Source organism: Chitinophaga sancti (genome assembly GCF_034424315.1).
Classification (GTDB): domain Bacteria; phylum Bacteroidota; class Bacteroidia; order Chitinophagales; family Chitinophagaceae; genus Chitinophaga; species Chitinophaga sancti.
Window position 1 is genome coordinate 4,210,318 of the sequence record NZ_CP139972.1, and the last position, 19,639, is coordinate 4,229,956.

A 19,639-nucleotide genomic window follows, 5' to 3' on the forward strand; every position below is an offset into this window, starting at 1 on the left:
GTGTAAGCTGTTACGGAGAAAACAGTCACACAATACAGAATACTAGCGGAGTAAAATTGTGAAGCAAAGATCAGCAACAATCTTTGCTTCAGCTAATCTGATCAGGAAAATGATTTACGCAATTGGGAAACTTTAATGAAATTATCGGATCAGCTCATACACCTGTTGTAACAGTAAGGCCTCATCGATCGCATCTCTGAGATCCTCAAATTCATCATGGGTAAAAGTAAAGCTGATATCCTTACAGGGAGCATGAATGATCACACGTTCTTCACCATCAGGAAAAACCATGCAGCAGTCTACAAACGCCTGTCTGTTCATTGTTTCACGAAAGAACTGAAAATCTTGAGGAGAAAAGTTGAGTAACAAATTATTATGCCAGATGAATACCGTCTGACAGTGCATACAATGGCTAATTTGAGCCGTATTTTTTTTAGATAAAGTCTTAATGTCACACATATAATATCTTGTTTAAAAATAGGGTTCGGTAGGATATTAATATGCGGCAAAAGTAAGGAGGAATAAAAAGGGGGATGGATCGATTCGGGAAAAGGATTTACCATATTGGGAAAAATAAAGCGGGCCCGCCTTTGACGGACCCGCTTTATTTATAATTCAGCAACCAGCTTTCTCCACGCTTCCAGTTCCGGGTTCCCCGGTTTCCTCTTCCCAAAGAACTGCGCAATCATTTCACCCGCACTATCAAATACCTCCACCGATGTCACCACGCCATCCACACCTGGCTTCTGCACCGCCCAGCTTTGCGCAATATCATCCGTCTTCAAATGCAAATTAAAATCTGGATCCATCACATTAATCCATCCCGGAATCTCCAGTATCTTCTCCACCTTACCCGTATGAATCTCTATATTCCCCGGGTTCCCCACAAACACCATCACCTCCAACCCGCTCGCCGCCGCACTCTCCAAAATCTTCTTTACACTCTCCTTCCCTATCCTGCGGGTAAACGTGCCTTCTCCAATCTCCAGTGCATAGGTACGGGAAACCTTATGCTTCATCAGCAATGGAAAAAAATCATGCGTATCCTGCAGAGCCGCCCATCCTTCCAGGAAAGCCACTTTATCTGCCGTTTCATTCGCATACACTGTCGCTGCCGGCGCAGGAGCCACTGTAATACCCAAAGGTTGTTCATCGGCCATAAACGCTGCCACAATAATATCCCATGCTCCCATATCAGTCTGATCTAATGAATAGATCTTCATAATCGCATGTCCCTGCGCATCAAAAAATTGGAGAGAACGCTTAAACCCGGTAACCGCATCATCCTCCACCGCAAACCCAAATTTCCAGCGACTAAAGAACATCCGCAGATCAATATCTTTTCCCAACACCGTACCCACATGTCTGCCAACAGCATCCACCTGCTCAAACAAACCTTTCCTTTCAATCACACAATTTTCATTGCGTGTCAATACCATCACCTTACCCAATTCCGGCATGCGCTCCATCAGGGCCTGAAACTCCGGCTTCAGATGTTGAACAGCCTTACCAGTGCAGGCTGCCACCACTTCACCTTCACTTACCTGCAATTGTTTCGCCGCATCACGTATCCTTACTTTAGGGTTTTGTTCTCTAAATGCGATCCATTGGTCTTTCAGAGTGGATGTTACAATTTCATTCATTTTTTAAAAAACATTTAATGCCTTCCCGGCAGGTGATTGAAATAAACCAGCGGTAGCGGCGGTAACCACCAGCGGATAATTACATTGGGGATGTGACAATACGGTCACGTCTACCCCAAAACTATTTTTGATATGTGCAGCAGTCAACACCTCATCCACAGTACCTCCTGTATATAGTGCACCTGCTTTTAATAATAAGATGCGATGAGCAAAAGCCGCGGCCAGTTGAAAATCATGCAGCACGGCAACCACCAATACCCCGGCAGAAGCCAGTGTAGTGGCTAATTGCAAAGACAACTGTTCGTGCAAAATATCCATGCCTGTTACCGGCTCATCCAACAACAACATTTTCTTTCCTGTATAATCCAGTTCCTGCAATCCGGGGGCTTCCAGCAATTGTGCAAGTACTCTCGCCATTTGTACACGTTGCTTTTGTCCGCCGGACAAAGTAGGATAAGGCCTGTTTCTCAGGTCATACACCTGCATAGTTTTCAATGCACACATTACAATCTCTTTATCCAGGGCATCTAAGTGCCTGCTGTATACGAACCTTCCCATGGCAGCAACATCCTGCACAGAAAATGGCTGATTAAGGACTACATGCTGTGATAAAACAGCTCTTGTAGTAGCCTGCTGCGCGATGGGAATTTTGCGTAATTCCTCTCCTGCAATACGCACATCTCCTTTGTATGCCGGGTATTCGCCTGCAATGACATTAAGCAGGCTTGATTTACCGGCACCATTGGCACCCATGATCACACACAACTCTCCTGCAGATGCGGCAAAGCTGATGTCTTTGAGGATGGGCATTTTCCCGAGCGTGAGTGAAATATTTTTAATGTGCAACATCATGCGGGTATTGTCTTCTTCTCCTTCACAATTAACCAAATGAAAAACGGCGCACCAATCACAGCCGTAATAATCCCTACCGGCAATTCAGCAGGTGCAATAATCGTGCGGCACACCAAATCTGCAATCGTCAGCAATACGGCTCCTGACAATGCAGCACCAGGAATCAATATCCTGTAATCCGGCCCGGTAAACTGCCTTACAATATGCGGAACGATCAATCCGATAAACCCAATTATACCAGCTACTGCCACACCCGCTGCCACCGCCATAGTAGCCAGGATCACCAGCTGCACTTTCAGCTGCGACACCTTCACCCCACTATGCATCGCCTCTCTTTCTCCCAGGGCCAGCAGATTAATAGCCGGTGCCAGCCGCGGCAACAACATCACGGGTATTAATATAAAAGGAGTCACCCCCATCACTGTCGTCCAACTCGCTCCTCCCAAACTCCCCAATGACCAAAATGTAATACTGCGCAACTGCTCATTATTCGCCACATACGTCATCAATCCAGTCACCGATTCACACAAAGCCCTCACTGCAATACCTGCTAACAACATAGTAGATATCACCGCCTGCCCACCACTACGTGCCACGCTGAAAATAAAAAGCGTCGTAATAATAGCCCCTGCAAAAGCAGCGAAGTTCAGTGAATAAAAATTCAGTAAAGGAATGGATTGAAAAACCGGAAACGAACCCTGAATAATAATCATCACCACAGCAGCCATTGAAGCCCCCGAACTAATCCCAATTAAACCAGGATCAGCCAGCGGATTACGAAACAAGCCTTGCAGAGATGCCCCTGCCACACCTAAACCCGCACCAATCAACACACCCAATATCACACGCGGCAAGCGGATCATCCACAATACTCCTTCCATATTTTCTTCATACACCACAGGCATATTGATACCTGCCCTATGCAACAAAATTGCCAGCACCTGTAAGGGCGACATATGCATAGCACCGGTGCCTGTGGCTATTAGAATAACCTGTACCAGCAGGATTGTTAAACCACTGATGGCACTGATATTTTTAAATAGCTTATTCATTAACTAGTCCGTTTACTAACATTGATCCTCTAAAAGGTCACTGCCATTAACTATTCTTTTTCTACACTCATCTTTCAAAAATCTCTCTCACTATCTATTCAATCAATCTCTCCCTCACAAGGTTTCCCTTCGCTTCCACTCAATTCTTCTCTCAAATGATCTTCCTCTCTTCCCATTCCATCATGTCCTCTCCTCTTCAAAAACTACTGATTCAACTTTCCCGCCAACTCCTTCGCCGCACCAATTACCCTCGGCCCAAACCCAGTCAGCAGCGCCCCATCCATCACCACCACCTTCTTTTCCTTCCCCGCAGTCGTCTGCAACACACCCTGCACCTTCAACAAACCATCCACTCCCCCCATACTCTTCAACCCATCATCAAACATCAAAATAACATCCGGGTTAGCCGTCACTAATGCCTCCGGTGTCAATGGTTTAAAATCATTAAACCCGCTCGCCGCATTCTGCGCCCCAGCCAGCATAATCATCTTCTCCGTAGGCGTTCCCGCACCAGCTACCAGCATAGTACCCGCACCCCGCGCATATATAAATAACACCCTCTTATTCGTTGGCTTTATCTTCAGTGAAGCCTGCTCCTTTTCTAATTGCTTCACCAGCGCCACCCCCTTAGCCGGCACCTGCAAAGCCGCTGCCACCTCAGTGATCAGCTTCTTCGTACCCTCAATAGAAAATTCCTGCTTAAAGATCTGCGTCTTCACCCCCACATTCTTAAACTGCTCAACAACTGCCGGCTGTAAAAAATTATCAGTACCCAGGATCAAATCCGGGTTCAACGCCAACACAGGTTCAGCAGATATATTTCTATTGTGGCCAACTTTGGCTACCTGTTGCATGCTGGCAGGATAAGTACTGGTTACATCCACACCTACAATATTCCTTTCAAAACCCAACGCAACAACGATTTCTGTAACAGCACCATTCAGGGAAACAATTCTCTTCTGGGCAAAAGTATTCATCGCCACCAGTAAGGTAGCGGTCAGGACGATCAAGCGGTTCATAAAATCTTTAAAATAAGTTGATAGAAAAAATAATGGTTGACCCTACCCGGGGTTGTGGGCCAACCATCGCTCACCGGGAGCACTTTACTCCGCCATGCTCCGGCAAGGTTTCTTTAATAAGTTATTACTCACTATAATTTTTTACAGTCAGGACATAGAAAACCCATGAGGATAGCAATATCCCCTGACGGCAAGTCAAATCAAAAAGTATTGGTTATCAACCAGCCTGAATGGTATGCGGAGATATACCAGAAAGCCCGATGATAGGTGGCGGAGTGTTTGAGTGGTGCAAATCTATGTCACGAAAATGTAAGGAACTAATCGAATCGGGAAAATTTTATGACAATCTTTACGCAAAAGGAAAAATGATGATAAGTGGTAGATTTTCAATTTGTCGGGAAAACATTTAGCCGTTTGAAATCCATTCTTTCCTAAAACGAAATGAATTTATAAGATCATTCTCAAAAAACCACTACTCAATTTTGCATAATCGTTAAACCAAACCATCCAATCTATTGTTTTAATACTATTACCTGTCACCGGAAAAATTTAAGCCCATGGATTGGGAAGAAACACTAAATCCACTATCGCCGTATTATCAAAATACTATGCGCGAACAAATTCAAATTGTCAATCTGCAGGACGGATTGATAGCTGCTGCTAAGCGCCTGATGGCCTCACTCTATCCTCAATTGTATGAATTAGAGTCAGCTGGGTACACCGAACTGGATAGTACCATCATTTCAGAATGCGTAAAACTTTCGTGCCGGTTAAATGAAATCGTCTCGAAATATCAGATCGAAAAGTAAGGGAGTTATTCTACTGTAAACAGCAACCGTGCCGCATTAACGCCAGCTACAATACCATACCCGTTTTCTACATTGGAATAAGCGTTTTCCGGATCAAGGGAAATGTTCTGCGAATCCGAGTCACTCAATCGCTGGGTTGACGTAGACTGCATGTACTTCCAGGAAGCCGGCGTCAGCGCGCTTAATTCTATTATCATGTGCGAACTACTCACTCCTTTCTCCGTCTGTAGTACAAACTGTATGGTTTTGCCATTGAAATTTGCATCTGTCAGGATAGACTCACTTTTGTAATCATTAGTGATAATATCCGGCAGATCATTATTCAATGCAGGATCCAGTCTGAAGTGAATCGTATCAGTTCTGTCTATTACCCAATTGCCTCCAGCTGCTACAGCATTGAAGATGCGTAAACGGTAATAGTTTACTGTACTCCCATCTTCCTGCATGGTAAATCGTACCCTGTTGAGTCCCCGCTGTGCATAAGCTTCACTTACCTTTGGGCGAACCGGTGTGCTGTCAGCCGCACTTACAGAGCCGAGGCCATTATTGGCAACCCGTATTGAATAATGACTACCGGTTTTCGCGACTGATCGTGATACGAAATATCCATACCCATTTATTACCCGGTATGTAGGAGCAGGCAATGTGATGCCATTTTCCTGGAGTACGACCGTAGCTGAATCCAATGGATCAAATGTATAATCAGTTACTTTTTTACTACTAGTCACCCGGATATAGATGAGACTGTCTGGCTGAATCAGGCTGTTTACAACAATCTTATTGCCTGTATAAGGAATTTCAATCCTCGACTCCTTGACACAGGAACTGAGAATAATTATAGTTAGAAAGATGAGTAGTTTTTGCATTGAAATAAAAATTTAAATTTTGCTACGTTCAGCAACCAGCACTAAAACTTAATGGAAAATGTCACACTCGGCAGTATCGGCAGAATACTAATCTCCTGCAAATACCTTTTCTGATTCTGCTTATCCGTTACGATCGAATACAAAAATGGATTAGCATGATTATATGCATTAAACAAACTAATCGTCCAGCTCCTGCTCCCCCACGACTTCTCCTTCGTATTCGTCGCACTCAGATCCAACCTGTGAACCACACTCGATCTATATTGATTCCTGTTACTCAACTGATCCAACACCGGGAAACTACCTCCACCATCATAAGGAGAAGGATTATTCACCCCTTCATAACTCGCCACCGGCAATGTCAATGGCAGGCCGGAATTAAAATGCCAGTTAGCCGCCAACTCCCATCGCTTCCCAACCTGCTGCATCAGCATCACTTTAATATCATGCCGTCCATCGTAGTTATAAGGATACCGTTCTCCACCATTCACATTCGGAAACCTTCTGTACGCCCACGAAAGCGTATAGCCAATCCACCCTCTCAGTTTCCCCTTTCTCTTCTCCAGCATCACCTCTCCGCCGTAACTCGTGCCTGTACCGGTCTCAACATGATCATCCCAATTCTTACTCGCTGAATTAAAGATCTTGCTGTTATCCTTATACTCAATCACATTCCTCATACTCTTATAATACGCCTCCACCGAAAGGGAGTAACGCTGATCTTTCAGGATCTTATTCACACCAAAAGTAAATTGCCTGGAAAACATCGGCCCCACCTTCTTCGTAGACGGTACCCACAGGTCCATCGGCAGACTCGCATTAGATTCACTCAGCACATGCAGATACTGATTCATATGTGTAAAGCCTGCCATCAGCGTCCATCGGTTGGGTAACTGATACCTCACCTGCACCCTCGGCTGCAAAGAATAAAATAATTTCCCCTTCACCAGGAATCCTGAACTATGTAAGCCCATATTTACTCTCAATGCATCGGTAACTGTCCAGTCATCTTCTGCATACATCAATACTTCCCCGCCAACAGAGGTCGCCTGGTTATATGCCGTGTCTAACAAAGTTTTAGACTGTGAATAATCTTCGAATGCAGATACCCCCGGATTAAATTTGTGAATGATACCCCCCGCTCCAAATTTGAAAATATGATTCGGATCAGGAATAAATTCCGCATCAGTCCGCAACATCAGATCCTTCACCATTGAATAGTACTTGCCATACAGGTGAATGGAGTCCCTGCTTTTGGAAGGCTGATAATAATAATTGTAATCTATATTGAAGTAATACTGAGAATAATTGAGTGTCGTATTGACAAACAACTTCGGATTAAAAACATGGTTCCACCTCAAAGCAAAAGTATGATTCCCCCAGTTCAGCCTTGTCACCGTGCTTTCGTTAAAGGGATTAGCTGCGGTTGTGCTATCCGCATTATTTTGCAAGGTGAGGCCAAGGTTATCATTTCCCACATAGCTACTAAAGTAAAGACGATCTTTCGGAGAAAAAATGTGATTTATTTTCAAATTCACATCATGAAAAACAAGATTCACTTTGGTGCCCTTCTGCTTTTGAATTTCCTCATCAATATTATTCAGAATAGGTTCTAAAATAGACCTGCGGGCAGAAACCACAAAGGAGGTCTTATCTTTTTTAATAGGACCTTCTACCATTCCTCTCACAGCAATCACACCTGCAGATGCTTCGCCATGGTATTCTTTCATATCTCCATCTTTAGTGGAAATATCGATTACTGAAGACAACCTGCCGGCATACCTCGCAGGAAAACCACCCTTATAAAAGTCTGCACTTTTCACAATATCCGGGTTGAACACAGAGAACAAACCAAAGAGATGCGAAGAATTAAAAACCGGTGAACCATCTAACAAGATCAGGTTCTGATCAGAACCTCCACCTCTTACACTGGTCACAGTTCCACCATCTACACCACCAGATATACCTGGCAATGTGGCAATAGCCCGCATCACATCAGATTCTCCGAGCAGGCGTGGCATTGATTTTACATCAGCAGGCGACACATGGAGCGCACTCATTTGGCGCTGGCCTTGCGCGGTATCCGAGACAGTGAATTCCCGCAGGCTATTGGAAGGCTGTAAGCCGACAATAACAAATGACTTCCCTGTCATACAAAGCCGCTGTGAGAGATAACCGATATAACTTACACATAGACTAGCTGTATCTTTTGGAATCGTCAGACTAAAAAAGCCGAATTGATTCGTGGTGGCACCTACCTGTTGTGAAGGGGAATAGATAGTAGCCCCAATGAGTCGTTCACCATTTCGCACGTCTTGTATATAACCACTGATAGTGATATTGGGATACTTTTTTACGGTAAGCACAATTTGTTCGCCGATACGGGCGAAGCGGATATCAAAGGGAGAAAAGAGTTCATCAAGGGCTCTTTTCAGGGGTTTATCTTGAAAGTTGACTGTTACCCGGCGGGAAAGGTCTACGATTTCTCTGCTATAGGAGAAATGTATGCCGTACTGGGATTCCAGTTGTCCGCATATAACGGATAGCGGCTGATTGTTTACAGTGACAGTGATCCGGGTATGCCAGTCCCAACCTAACACCTGCAAGGGAATGAGTAATATTCCCAGCAGCATTCTTCCGAGCAATGACATAGCTTGAATTAAAAATTGGCGTTTGCCTTCTTGATTGAAATAGTTATTCCTGCCTCCTCAACTCATAATCATCACCTTTTATAATGACATTTGCATTCGATAAATAAGCAATACCTTCCAGTACATTCTGCACAGATTCTCCTGTATAATTCGCTGTAACCGGTAACCCCATCAGATCAGCATCAGCACTTACATTAACATGATACAACACATTAATGGTCTGCAACACTTCGCGCAAAGGCGTATCCTTAAACACGATAGCCTGTGTGGCAGCATCTTTAATATGTGCGCCTACCTGGTACTGTTGTTTACTGCTGTCTTCTTCCAGCAACATCCCAGCGGTCAAAATTACACTATCCCGCTCCCTGCTAACTTTAATTTTTCCTGAATTGATAAAAACCCGCAACTGATGGCTGTTATCCACACTAAACCGGGTACCCAGCACAGTAATAGCCTGGTTTCCGAGGTCTATAATAAACGGATGTGCAGCATCAGTAGTTACATCAAATTCAGCTTTTCCTTTCAAGATAACTTTACGGTTTTTCTTTCCAAAACCAGGAAGCACCTGTAGCTGAGCGGCGGGATCCAGCCGGACACTGGAGCCATCATCCAGTTTGACCAGCTGGGCGCCGTTATAGTTGATTTGCCTTTCGCTTTGATGGATAAAGAACCAGAGGACTGCGCTGATCAAGAGGAGGATGGAAGCGGCAGCTAGCCAACGGGTGAGTTTGAAAGAGCGGTTAGCTCCTTTATGAACTAAACGCTCATCCCGCTCATTAAAATAGCCCACGTCGTTCAAATCACCCTCCTCGTTCAAATCTCTCAATTCATCCAGTTCTCTCTCTTCATCTAATTCACCCTCTTTTTCAAATACACCCGCTTCATTCGATTCACCCACTTCATATATTCCAATTCCAGCTCGCCCCCCCATACCTTCATCTATCCTGCTACTCAATAATCGCCATGCCGTCTCCGTATCCATTGCCCCCTGAACCGCCTGTTCAGCAGCTGTACGCAACAACTTATCCAGAGAAGCCAGCAATACCGGGTGCTCAGGATTAGCCCGAAGCCAGGTATTTACCCATTGCTGCTCATTGCTATCCGCTTCATTCAGCAGATACTTGCATAGGAGGGTATATAATGCCTCATCTGGTGTAAGCATAGTCATGTACAGTTAGTAGATTTACAGATTCGCCGGGCAAAAATAAGGATTGCCGGTTTGATAAAGGACGCCTGCAAAGGAGGGAGGCCCCTATTGAACTGGAAAATTTTATCCCCGGGGCCGGGAAAATGGGAAAGCCCTGAACGGGAAACTTAAAAAAAGAGGAAAACCTATATACCTGGAAGCAGAAAACGCTTTAAAACCTGCCAAGAAGAATCCTAACGAAAGAATCCTAAAAATAAAATCCTACTCAAAAAACCTAAGAAAGGAAACACTCCTAAAACAAGCACCTCAAATCATTATAAAACCCCACCAATCCTACAAAAACATCCCCAAATACTCCTTCAATTCTTTATGCATATGCTTCAGCGCCTTCCCCATTTGATTCTCAACAGTCTTCACCGAAATATTCATCAGCACCGCAATTTCCGCATATTTCAACTGCTGCTGCCTGCTCAGCACAAATACCTCCCTACACCGCTCGGGCAATTTCTCCAACGCCTGCTGATACATCTTTTCCAGCTCCCAGGCCTGGGAAACCGTTACTGACGGGGCTAATTCATACCCAGCCCCCTGCTCTTTTTCATTCCTAACAGTATCTTTCCGCCAATTACTAATCGCCGTATTCCGGATAGCCGCAAAAAGATAAGACTTCACCATCCCTGTAATATCTACACTCTCCCGTTTCTCCCAAAGCTTAAGAAAAACCTGCTGTACGACCTCTTCCCCCTCATGAACATCCCCGGTATAATGCACAGCAAAAGCCACGCACTGTGCATGGTACTCCTTAAAAATGGCTTCAAATGTGTGGCGGTCTAGCATGATATCGGTTACAAAATATGACTCATTTTAATTTTAAAGCGGGCCGCAGCGTATTACTCACAATACAGGCTAGTGTCCAAAACCCAGTTTGGTATTCCTGTAATTGGCCAATCCTACCATTTCCAACCCAGGCATTACTCCCAATCCAAGCCATTACCCCAACATCAGTAAATACTCCCAACGAAGACTATGATTACTAACTCCAGACCATAATTCCTGTGGCTAGCCAATCCTCCGCAAGCTACCAATGCCAACCCTCACATTACTCCTAATCCAAGCCATTACCCTAACCTCAACAATACCCCTCAACTCCTATAACCAGCCGTCGCCCACCAATACCTCCTGACACCATAAGTATCACCAATCATCAGCAGCTATTTTGGTAATTAAAATGTAAAATGATTCAATACCTGGCTACAAAAATAGTATTCCGGAATGAAGATCAATGCAATTATAAATAATAAAAGTTTCATTGTGACAACACGGAAATGACGAGGATCTCTCTTTTGCTTTTCTGGTTTAACATTATCTTTGTGCCGCATGTATAATTTAATCAAAAAGGTGTTTTTCCGTTTTCCGCCGGAAAAAATCCACTATCAGGTAATGAAAGGCCTGCATATTTTGCACGCCATACCACTGGGCAAACAGATTCTCCATTCATTTTGTATGTCTAAAAAGACCGGGCTGGAACGGACTTTATGGGGATTAACCTTCAAGAATCCCGTAGGCTTAGCGGCCGGATTCGACAAGGATGCGAAGTATACGGATGAACTGGCTAGTCTTGGATTTGGATTTGTGGAGATTGGCACTGTTACACCGGTGGCTCAGCCGGGTAACGACCAGCCTCGTTTGTTCCGCTTGCCTACAGATAAGGCGCTGATCAACAGGATGGGATTTAATAATGGTGGGGCTGTGCCTGCGGCAAAGCGGTTGCAGAAGCGGAAGTCAGATATCATTATCGGGGGCAATATCGGGAAAAACAAGATCACTCCCAATGAAGAGGCAATTAGTGATTATGAAAAATGCTTCCAGGCCTTGTTCGATGTGGTGGATTACTTTGTAGTCAATGTAAGTTCACCCAATACCCCAAATCTGCGTGCGTTGCAGGAAAAGGAACCATTGAAACAGTTACTGCATCATTTGCAGATGCTGAATGAACAGAAGGCAAAGCCGAAACCAATCCTGTTAAAAATAGCACCAGATCTGACCGATAGTCAACTGGATGATATTATTGAAATTGTGACAGAGACGAAGTTGGCCGGGCTTGTGGCTACAAATACAACAATCAGCCGGGAAGGTTTACAAACACCTGCAAGCGAAGTGGAAGCGATGGGCGCAGGTGGATTGAGTGGCTTGCCAGTGAAAGATAAGGCGACAGCTGTGATTAAGTATATTTCCCAGAAGACAAAAGGCAGTATGCCAATTATCGCGGTAGGAGGGATTTTTACAGCAGCAGATGCACAGGAGAAATTGGATGCGGGGGCAAGTTTGGTACAGGTGTACACCGGGTTTATTTACGAGGGGCCAACGATTGCGAAGAAGATATGTGATGGGTTGAAAAAAGGATAAGTTGTAATAAAGAGATATTAAAAGGCTGTTCTGATTAGAACAGCCTTTTAATATCTCTCTCAAATCGATTCTAATATTCTCACCTCAAACTCACCCCTCTCACCTTCTCCAAAAACCAAACACTCATCTCCCCCTCTCCTCTATTCGCCCAACTATAATAAGGTATCAACGTCACCCCCTGCGTAACTGTCTCCACCCCACTCTCCCTCACCTCCACTCTCTTCCCCTCTCCCTTCAACACCACCACTCCATTCAACATACCCTCCTTCACCACTTCCCACTTATCCCCCAACCCAAACAAATCACTCACCTGCCCCGCATTATCCTTCCACTCCGCACAATACACCAACGGCCCCCTTTGTATCGCCACCTTCCCCACATCATCCACCAACCTACCATCCGCAACCACCTCCTTCACCTTCATCGGCAAATTCATCGTCACCACATCCCCCTTCTTCCACATCCTGTTCAACACCGCATACCCCTTCTCCATCTTATAAGGCACCGCCTGGCCATTCACATACACCACCACAGCATCCGCCGTCGTATCCCTAAACTTATATAATCCATCCGGTATCGCCTCTCCCCTCACCCATCCAGGTACCCTCACATACAACTCAAACGCCGCCGCCTTCACCGGATCCACCTTCAATGATATATTCCCCTCCCACGGATATGCATGCTGCTGCGTAAGCACCACATCACTATTATTCACCTTCAAATTCGCCGTACTATTAATAAACAAATTCACATACAATTTACTCCCATTTTGCCCATACATATACCCCGGTACTGAAGGCAAAAAACGAACTAAATTAGTCGGACAACAAGAACACTCAAACCACCCTGACCGAGACCGCTCCAAACTCCCATGCTTAAAATCATCCGTTACCTGCATCGCATTCGTATAAAAAAACGATTTCCCATCCAATCCCAACCCGGATATCAACCCATTATACATCACCTTCTCCAACAAATCAACATACTTAGCATCCCCATGCAACAAAAACATCCTTTCATTCCAAAACGCATTCCCGATCGCCGCACAAGTCTCATTATAAGCCGTCGCATTCGGCAACTCATAATCCTCCCCAAACCGTTCCCCATCCGGCACCGCACCTATTCCCCCCTGCACATAAATCTTCTTCCCTGTCATATTATTCCATATCCTGTCTATCGCCGCCAAATAAGCCGTATCCCCATCTATCGCCGCTATATCCGCCATCGCTGCATACAAATACATGGCACGCACCGCATGCCCTTCCGCCTCATCCTGCGCCGTCACCGGCTTATCATCCTGCCAGTACTTCCCATTTTGCCACTCACTCTTACTCTCCTTATTATATCCACGCTTCCCCCTCTCATCTATAAAAAACTTAGCCAGGGCTAAATAATCCTTACGCCCCGTTATCCTGTACAGCTTCACCAATCCCATTTCTACCACCTCATGCCCCGGTGCCACTCCCCTCTTCCCCGGCCCAAATGTCTTCACCAGCAAATCCGCATTCTTCAACGCGATATCCAAAAAATTACGCTTCCCCGTTGCCAGGAAATGCGCACTCGCCGCCTCAAACAAATGCCCTGAATTATACAACTCATGACTCATCACATGCTCATTTACCCAACGTTCCGGTCCCGCCCACTCTGGTGGATGCAAAGGATCTATCGTCCTCGCCGTATACAAATAACCATCCGGCTCCTGTGCCTTCGCCACTATCCCTATCAGCGAATCCACATATTGATCCATCTTCTTATCCGGTGTCACGGCCATCGAAAACGAGGCCCCTTCTATCGTCTTATAAATATCCGTATCATCAAATGTGAACTTCGTACAAAACTTCCCCGAATGCGCTGCCGCCATCTCAAAATTCTTCACCCTGCCGGTATTCTCACACCGCGCAAACGACGCTGGAATCGTCACATTATGATTCACCTGAATCCGCGGCAACCAAAAATTGTCCGCTAATTTCACCGCCGTGAAATTCACTGCCCTGATAGGGTAATCCGCCTGTTGTGCAGATAAGTTAACTGAATAGAATAGTGATAATGATAAAAATAATCGCTTCATAATCGTGCATGTTTATAACCGAAAGAAAAGGGCCGTAGCCCTTCTCTAAATAGACCTTTAACAAAAATCAATCTACAAAAGAACCCTCTTTAAAAACAGATCTGCCCCAAAAAGACAAGACCTTCTTTTATAAATTTATCGCCTAAAGAGCTCCCTTTTAAAACCTCAAATCAATACCCCGCATTCTGCTTCAAATTCCCATTCTTATTCAACTCCGTCCTTGGTATCGGGTACAAACTCCTATAATCCCCATTCGGACTATGCGAAAACCAACTCTTCTTCGTAAACACCCCAAACCTGATCATATCCTGCCTCCTTCTGCCCTCCTGACTAAACTCCCATCCCAACTCATCCAAAAATCTTCCATATGTCACATCACTGCCCCCCTCAAACGTGGAATCATTATGATTCCTCAACCCATAACTATAACTACTCCCTTTCAGCAAATCCGCCGCAGTTACCACCGCCTTCGCAGGATTCGTAGTAAAAGAACGCTGACGTACCAACGTTACCAACGCCGCCGCATCCGCCGTCTTCCCCGTACGCAATAAACTCTCCGCCTTCATCATCAACACATCCGCATACCTGAACAAAGGCCAGTCATTACTCAACTGCACCTGCGCCTTCTGCTTAATCTCAAACTTCCCTAATCTATACCCATGCACCTCCTCAGACGCATCTATCCCCGGCACCACGTTAATATAATTCAGCGGCTTCCCTGTATAAGCACCCATCGTACACATCAACTCCTCCCCACTCGCACTATACTGCTGCCCCTTAATCCAGTTATCCTTCAACCGGTCATCATCCGCATCATACGTACTGATAAACTGCGGTATCGCACAAATACCACCCCAGGGTGTTGACTTCAGATTATACGTCGCCTGGTTCGCCGGCTGCAAAGTCTCCATATGAATATCAAATGCATTCCAGTTCGTTACATACGTCTCATCAAAAGGCAATGCAAAAATGATCTCAGGTGAGTTCTCATTCTCCGTAATGAACACATTTTTCTGCGCAGCCTCCAATGCAAAGCCTACATTTGAATTCATGATCGTATCACACTGCTTTATACACTCCTCCCAGGCCGGTGTGCCACTATACACCTCCGCATTCAGATACATCTTTGCCAGCAAGGCATGCGCTGCCCACTGGTTAAATTTCCCATACGCCGCTCCACCATTCTTCGCACTCAGCAATGGCAGATAAGTATTCACCTCATGCACAATAAATTCGTATACCTCTTTCCGTGTGTTCTGTGTAGGCAAATAACCATCCGGCACCTTGAACGTCGTCACCAATGGTACATTCCCATAAAAATCACACAACACATAATAATAGGACGCCCGCAATACATGCAATTCCGCCAGCGTAGCATGCTTGGCCGCTGAATCAGAAATAGGTATGATCCCTGACTCCAGCTGGTAAATCACCCGGTTACAATTCGTAATCCCCGCATACGCACGCCCCCATGTTTGCACCACTATATCATCGTCCGCTGTCCAGGTATGCTCATGTATACGCAGGTAAACCCCACCATCTACCCAGCCATTCGGCCTCGCAGGTATCACCACCTCATCCCCCGATACTTCCTCTGCACGGAATAAACCGTTCCAGTCATTCAGCACATAACGCCAATTTACATACGCAGTACCTACCAGGCTCGCCAAATCTTCCGTCGTCGGATCAAACTGGCTATCAATGATCTTATTATAACTGGTATCCTTTAGTTTGGTACAGGCCATTGCAAACAGCACTGCTATCCATATATATCTTTTCATTGCTTTTGGTTTTAAAAATTCAGATTCACACCCACAGTAAATGTTCTGACAGAAGGATACTTATCCCTTTCATCCACACCAGGCGCCAGGCCCAGTCTGTTCACCTCCGGATCTATCCCCTTGTAACCTGTCAGGGTCAGCGTATTCAACGTTGACGCATATACCCTCGCCCCATGGATGTACTTATTCTGAATATGACTGAAATTATAACCTATTGTAATGTTATCTATCTTCCAGAAATCACCGTTTTCCACATAATTACTATTGAACTCCAGCGGCATATCCGTACTCAGCACCGCCTTACCATACACCTTATCATACGCTGATTTCAGACGGTTATACTGCTGCAAACCAGTATTCTCATAATACATGCGCTGTACATTCAGTATCTGGTATTTAAATGCACCACGCATCGTAATATTCAGATCAAAATTCTTATACCGGAATGTATTGTTCCATCCACCATAATACTTTGGCAAACCATTACCCAATACCCGCTTGTCCTCAAATGCATGCTGGTAATTACTATACGCCTGCGGTTTTCCATCACGGCCTTCATAGATCCACTTTCCCTCACTGGAAATATCCACTACCTTAAAACCATAGAAATCACCAATATTACGTCCTACTCTCACCAGGCTTGTAAACGTCTGAATAGGTTCCCCTGTTCCTCCTTCTGTTATGTAATCCACACTGGTCTGGTACAATTCATTACTCAGCGTAATCAGTTTATTCGTATTCGTAGAGAACATCAGGCTGGTACTCCACTCAAATTCACTCGTCTTCACCGGAATGATATTCACCATTACTTCCAAACCCTTGTTCTCCATCTTACCTACGTTCGCACGGGTACGATCATATAAATTCGGCGGACTAGGTACCTGGTAATCATACAGCAAACCGTTGATCCTCCTGATATAATAATCCACATTACCACTCACACGACCATTAAATAATGTATAGTCGATCCCAAAATTGGATTCATGCTTCTCTTCCCAACGCAGTTTATCATTCGGATTCTGAGAAGGTCCCAATGTCTGGATCCATACCCCATTATTATACACATAATCACCATAACTCAGTATCCCCACACCCAGGAACAGATCCGTAGGCTGTGTACCCGTTACACCATAACCCGCACGGAGTTTCAAATCCGTCAGCCAGCTGATCCCTTTCATAAAAGGCTCATTGCTCAGTCGCCAGCCCAATGACACCGCAGGGAAATTACCCCATGGCTGTTTCGTACCGTACAACTGACTCGCTGCCTCATGCCTCATAGAAGCCAGCAATAAATACTTATCATTATAACTATAAGTAGCACGACCAAAGAAACCAATCAGGTTCGTTTCTGATTTCTCACTGAACTCCGGTGCCAGCCCTTGTTTCAGCGCATATCCTATACCAATATCATTATAAGAAAAACGGTCAGTAGGAAAATCCCAGTTCTGCATATAATGATTGCGGTAATCAGTTTCCTGGTAACTATATCCTCCCATCACACTGAACTTATGTTTCCCAATATTCTTATTATACTGTGCAGTCAGTTCCATCAGCCGTTGCACATTCTGCAATGAACCCACAGAAGCATACCCGTTCTTCCCATCACGCAATGTGGATATGTTTTGTTTGGTTTCTGAATAACCACGCTCTTCATTATATCGGGTATAAGAAAATAAGGCAGACAATTTCAATCCTTCTATTGGCAGCAAGGTGATCGTACTGTTCATACGTGTGTTCTGAGACGTATTTTCACCATCGCTCTCATACAGCCTGGACAAAGGATTCTCATAGTTGAACAAACCTGTCTGTTCAAACCATTTGCCGGTAGAATCGTAAATCGGAGAGGTCGGGTTCCGGATCAGTGCCTGCCTGTACGTATAGCCATTAAAACTATAACCATCCCCGGTAGTTGTAAACTTATTGTTGGAATTCAATAAACCTACATTGATACGCAGCTTATCATCCAGCATACTGTGGTTGATGTCAATCCTGCCTGTAAACGTATTGTTGTCTGACTTCTTCATAATCCCTTCCAATGCACGATAGTTCACGTTCGCGAGGTAATTCGTCTTACTGTTACCACCCCGGAAAGTCAGGTTATGCACATGTGTGATCGGGTCCTGGGTAATAGCTTTCTGCCAATCAGTATTAGCACCCAGATCCCATGATTTATCACGGGTACCTTCAGCTATCTGCCGGCGATAATCTGCAGCAGTCAGCATATCCGGCTTACGGGCAATTGTCTGCGTACCCACATATCCACTATAATCTACAGAACTCGTATACGCGCCACTGGGTCTGCGGGTAGTCACGATGATCACCCCATTCGTACCACGGGTCCCATAAATCGCAGCCGCAGAGCCATCTTTCAGTACATCCATAGATTCAATATCTTCCGGGGCAACCGTTTTCAGATCACCGGGAATACCATCGATCAATACCAGCGGACTACTATTCGCACCTAACAAAGTCGTATTACCACGCAGCAGTATCTGTGTACCACTGGTAGGGTCACCACTTGGTGCAGAGATAGTCAGCCCCGCCACCTTGCCCTGCAATAACTGCCCCGCATCCAACACATTCCCCTTCACAAAATTTTCAGATTTTACGGTAGCCACAGAACTGGTGAGATCACCTTTACGCTGACTACCATACCCAATCACCACCACGTCCTGCAGGGAGTTTTCACTCAATACCAGGCGGATCGTAAGCTGGCTCGCTCCTTTCACTGGTACTACCTGTGTTTTATACCCTACATAACTAACCAGTAGTGTATCATTCTCAGTGATACTATTCAGCGTGAAAATACCTTTCTCATTAGAGATCGTACCCGCGTGAGAACCTTTGATGGAGATACTCACACCAGGCAAGGGATCACCTTTCTCATCGGTGATCACCCCAGAAATAGGTTTGGCAAAATCAACCGGGATCGACTTTTTAATAATGATGTAATGCCCATCCTGGATATAAGCAAGATCATTCGGACCCAGTACAGCATCCAGGATCTCCTTGAGAGAACGTTCTTTATCTTCCAGGGCAGACACTGCTGTCAGCTGTGCAATACTCCCATCCACAATAAAAAACAATTCAGTGTTGCGTTCAATTTGTTTTAACACCTTATCCAGTTTGGCGTCACGAATATTCAGGTGTAGTCTGATGGCGCTCAGATCCTGCCCACGGCTATCGCGGGCTACCAACAGCAGCGTCGTTGTACATAAAACCAGTATGACCAGGAACAGGAAGCGCATGATCTTTAATAACGGTTGAAAACGTTCGTATAAGGGAATAGGAATCCCGCTTAAAATACCGCAGTATTTCATATCTTTAAATGCATTTTGTATGATG

Annotated in this window: 14 protein-coding genes; 2 read left to right on the plus strand and 12 right to left on the minus strand. The window is 45.0% G+C overall.

The annotated features are described in order from the left end of the window. Window positions 1–141 precede the first annotated feature (141 nt). From U0033_RS16110 to U0033_RS16130, 5 genes are all read right to left on the minus strand, one after another. Entirely contained in the window at window positions 142–459 is a 318-nt protein-coding gene (locus U0033_RS16110) for a DUF6686 family protein (protein WP_317043293.1), read from the minus strand. Window positions 460–608: 149 nt separating this feature from the next. Continuing rightward, window positions 609–1,643 (minus strand): hemin-degrading factor, encoded by a 1,035-nt coding sequence (locus U0033_RS16115; RefSeq protein ID WP_072359458.1) that lies wholly within the window; start codon window positions 1,641–1,643, stop codon window positions 609–611. A 3-nt stretch (window positions 1,644–1,646) separates the two neighbouring features. Beyond that, the gene (locus U0033_RS16120; protein ID WP_072359459.1) at window positions 1,647–2,495 is read right to left on the minus strand and encodes an ATP-binding cassette domain-containing protein; all 849 of its coding nucleotides are present in this window, start codon (window positions 2,493–2,495) and stop codon (window positions 1,647–1,649) included. Next, window positions 2,492–3,547: a FecCD family ABC transporter permease gene (locus tag U0033_RS16125; RefSeq protein ID WP_072359461.1), complete on the minus strand. Its 1,056-nt coding sequence runs from the start codon at window positions 3,545–3,547 to the stop codon at window positions 2,492–2,494. The genes U0033_RS16120 and U0033_RS16125 overlap by 4 nt, the downstream gene beginning before the upstream one ends. A 203-nt stretch (window positions 3,548–3,750) precedes the next feature. Then, entirely contained in the window at window positions 3,751–4,566 is an 816-nt protein-coding gene (locus U0033_RS16130) for a heme/hemin ABC transporter substrate-binding protein (protein ID WP_072359463.1), read from the minus strand. A 608-nt stretch (window positions 4,567–5,174) separates the two neighbouring features. On the opposite strand from U0033_RS16130, the gene U0033_RS16135 reads away from it, so the two are divergent. Further along, a complete protein-coding gene (locus U0033_RS16135; RefSeq protein ID WP_143150674.1) occupies window positions 5,175–5,375 on the plus strand; it encodes a hypothetical protein in 201 nt (66 codons plus the stop codon). A gap of 5 nt (window positions 5,376–5,380) precedes the next feature. On the opposite strand, the gene U0033_RS16140 is transcribed toward U0033_RS16135, so the two are convergent. The 4 genes from U0033_RS16140 to U0033_RS16155 all read right to left on the minus strand — a co-directional run bounded on the left by U0033_RS16140 (window position 5,381) and on the right by U0033_RS16155 (window position 10,876). Beyond that, on the minus strand, window positions 5,381–6,241 hold the full coding sequence (locus tag U0033_RS16140) for a DUF4249 domain-containing protein (RefSeq protein WP_072359467.1): 861 nt from the start codon (window positions 6,239–6,241) through the stop codon (window positions 5,381–5,383). 41 nt (window positions 6,242–6,282) lie between these two features. Next, window positions 6,283–8,892: a carboxypeptidase-like regulatory domain-containing protein gene (locus tag U0033_RS16145; protein WP_083571471.1), complete on the minus strand. Its 2,610-nt coding sequence runs from the start codon at window positions 8,890–8,892 to the stop codon at window positions 6,283–6,285. Window positions 8,893–8,935: 43 nt separating this feature from the next. Beyond that, a complete protein-coding gene (locus U0033_RS16150; RefSeq protein ID WP_177318582.1) occupies window positions 8,936–10,054 on the minus strand; it encodes a FecR family protein in 1,119 nt (372 codons plus the stop codon). Between the two features lie 318 nt (window positions 10,055–10,372). Next, window positions 10,373–10,876 carry an RNA polymerase sigma-70 factor gene (locus U0033_RS16155; RefSeq protein WP_072359471.1) on the minus strand — a complete coding sequence of 168 codons (504 nt, stop codon included), beginning with the start codon at window positions 10,874–10,876 and terminating at the stop codon, window positions 10,373–10,375. A gap of 540 nt (window positions 10,877–11,416) precedes the next feature. Here U0033_RS16155 and U0033_RS16160 point away from each other — a divergent pair. After that, on the plus strand, window positions 11,417–12,445 hold the full coding sequence (locus U0033_RS16160) for a quinone-dependent dihydroorotate dehydrogenase (protein ID WP_072359473.1): 1,029 nt from the start codon (window positions 11,417–11,419) through the stop codon (window positions 12,443–12,445). A gap of 79 nt (window positions 12,446–12,524) precedes the next feature. On the opposite strand, the gene U0033_RS16165 is transcribed toward U0033_RS16160, so the two are convergent. The 3 genes from U0033_RS16165 to U0033_RS16175 form a co-directional block, all read right to left on the minus strand. Further along, complete coding sequence (locus U0033_RS16165; protein ID WP_072359475.1) at window positions 12,525–14,513, minus strand: glycoside hydrolase family 127 protein; 1,989 nt, start codon at window positions 14,511–14,513, stop codon at window positions 12,525–12,527. 170 nt (window positions 14,514–14,683) lie between these two features. Further along, window positions 14,684–16,294, minus strand: a complete 1,611-nt coding sequence (locus U0033_RS16170) for a RagB/SusD family nutrient uptake outer membrane protein (protein ID WP_072359477.1) — start codon at window positions 16,292–16,294, stop codon at window positions 14,684–14,686. A gap of 11 nt (window positions 16,295–16,305) precedes the next feature. Further along, on the minus strand, window positions 16,306–19,614 hold the full coding sequence (locus U0033_RS16175) for a SusC/RagA family TonB-linked outer membrane protein (RefSeq protein WP_083571472.1): 3,309 nt from the start codon (window positions 19,612–19,614) through the stop codon (window positions 16,306–16,308). Between the last annotated feature and the right edge of the window lie 25 nt (window positions 19,615–19,639).

Bases quoted from the DNA above. Each gene is read 5' to 3' on its own strand.
- U0033_RS16110 (WP_317043293.1), bottom strand. From the start codon at position 459: ATGTGTGACATTAAGACTTTATCTAAAAAAAATACGGCTCAAATTAGC.
- U0033_RS16115 (WP_072359458.1), bottom strand. From the start codon at position 1,643: ATGAATGAAATTGTAACATCCACTCTGAAAGACCAATGGATCGCATTT.
- U0033_RS16120 (WP_072359459.1), bottom strand. From the start codon at position 2,495: ATGATGTTGCACATTAAAAATATTTCACTCACGCTCGGGAAAATGCCC.
- U0033_RS16125 (WP_072359461.1), bottom strand. From the start codon at position 3,547: ATGAATAAGCTATTTAAAAATATCAGTGCCATCAGTGGTTTAACAATC.
- U0033_RS16130 (WP_072359463.1), bottom strand. From the start codon at position 4,566: ATGAACCGCTTGATCGTCCTGACCGCTACCTTACTGGTGGCGATGAAT.
- U0033_RS16135 (WP_143150674.1), top strand. From the start codon at position 5,175: ATGCGCGAACAAATTCAAATTGTCAATCTGCAGGACGGATTGATAGCT.
- U0033_RS16140 (WP_072359467.1), bottom strand. From the start codon at position 6,241: ATGCAAAAACTACTCATCTTTCTAACTATAATTATTCTCAGTTCCTGT.
- U0033_RS16145 (WP_083571471.1), bottom strand. From the start codon at position 8,892: ATGTCATTGCTCGGAAGAATGCTGCTGGGAATATTACTCATTCCCTTG.
- U0033_RS16150 (WP_177318582.1), bottom strand. From the start codon at position 10,054: ATGCTTACACCAGATGAGGCATTATATACCCTCCTATGCAAGTATCTG.
- U0033_RS16155 (WP_072359471.1), bottom strand. From the start codon at position 10,876: ATGCTAGACCGCCACACATTTGAAGCCATTTTTAAGGAGTACCATGCA.
- U0033_RS16160 (WP_072359473.1), top strand. From the start codon at position 11,417: ATGTATAATTTAATCAAAAAGGTGTTTTTCCGTTTTCCGCCGGAAAAA.
- U0033_RS16165 (WP_072359475.1), bottom strand. From the start codon at position 14,513: ATGAAGCGATTATTTTTATCATTATCACTATTCTATTCAGTTAACTTA.
- U0033_RS16170 (WP_072359477.1), bottom strand. From the start codon at position 16,294: ATGAAAAGATATATATGGATAGCAGTGCTGTTTGCAATGGCCTGTACC.
- U0033_RS16175 (WP_083571472.1), bottom strand. From the start codon at position 19,614: ATGAAATACTGCGGTATTTTAAGCGGGATTCCTATTCCCTTATACGAA.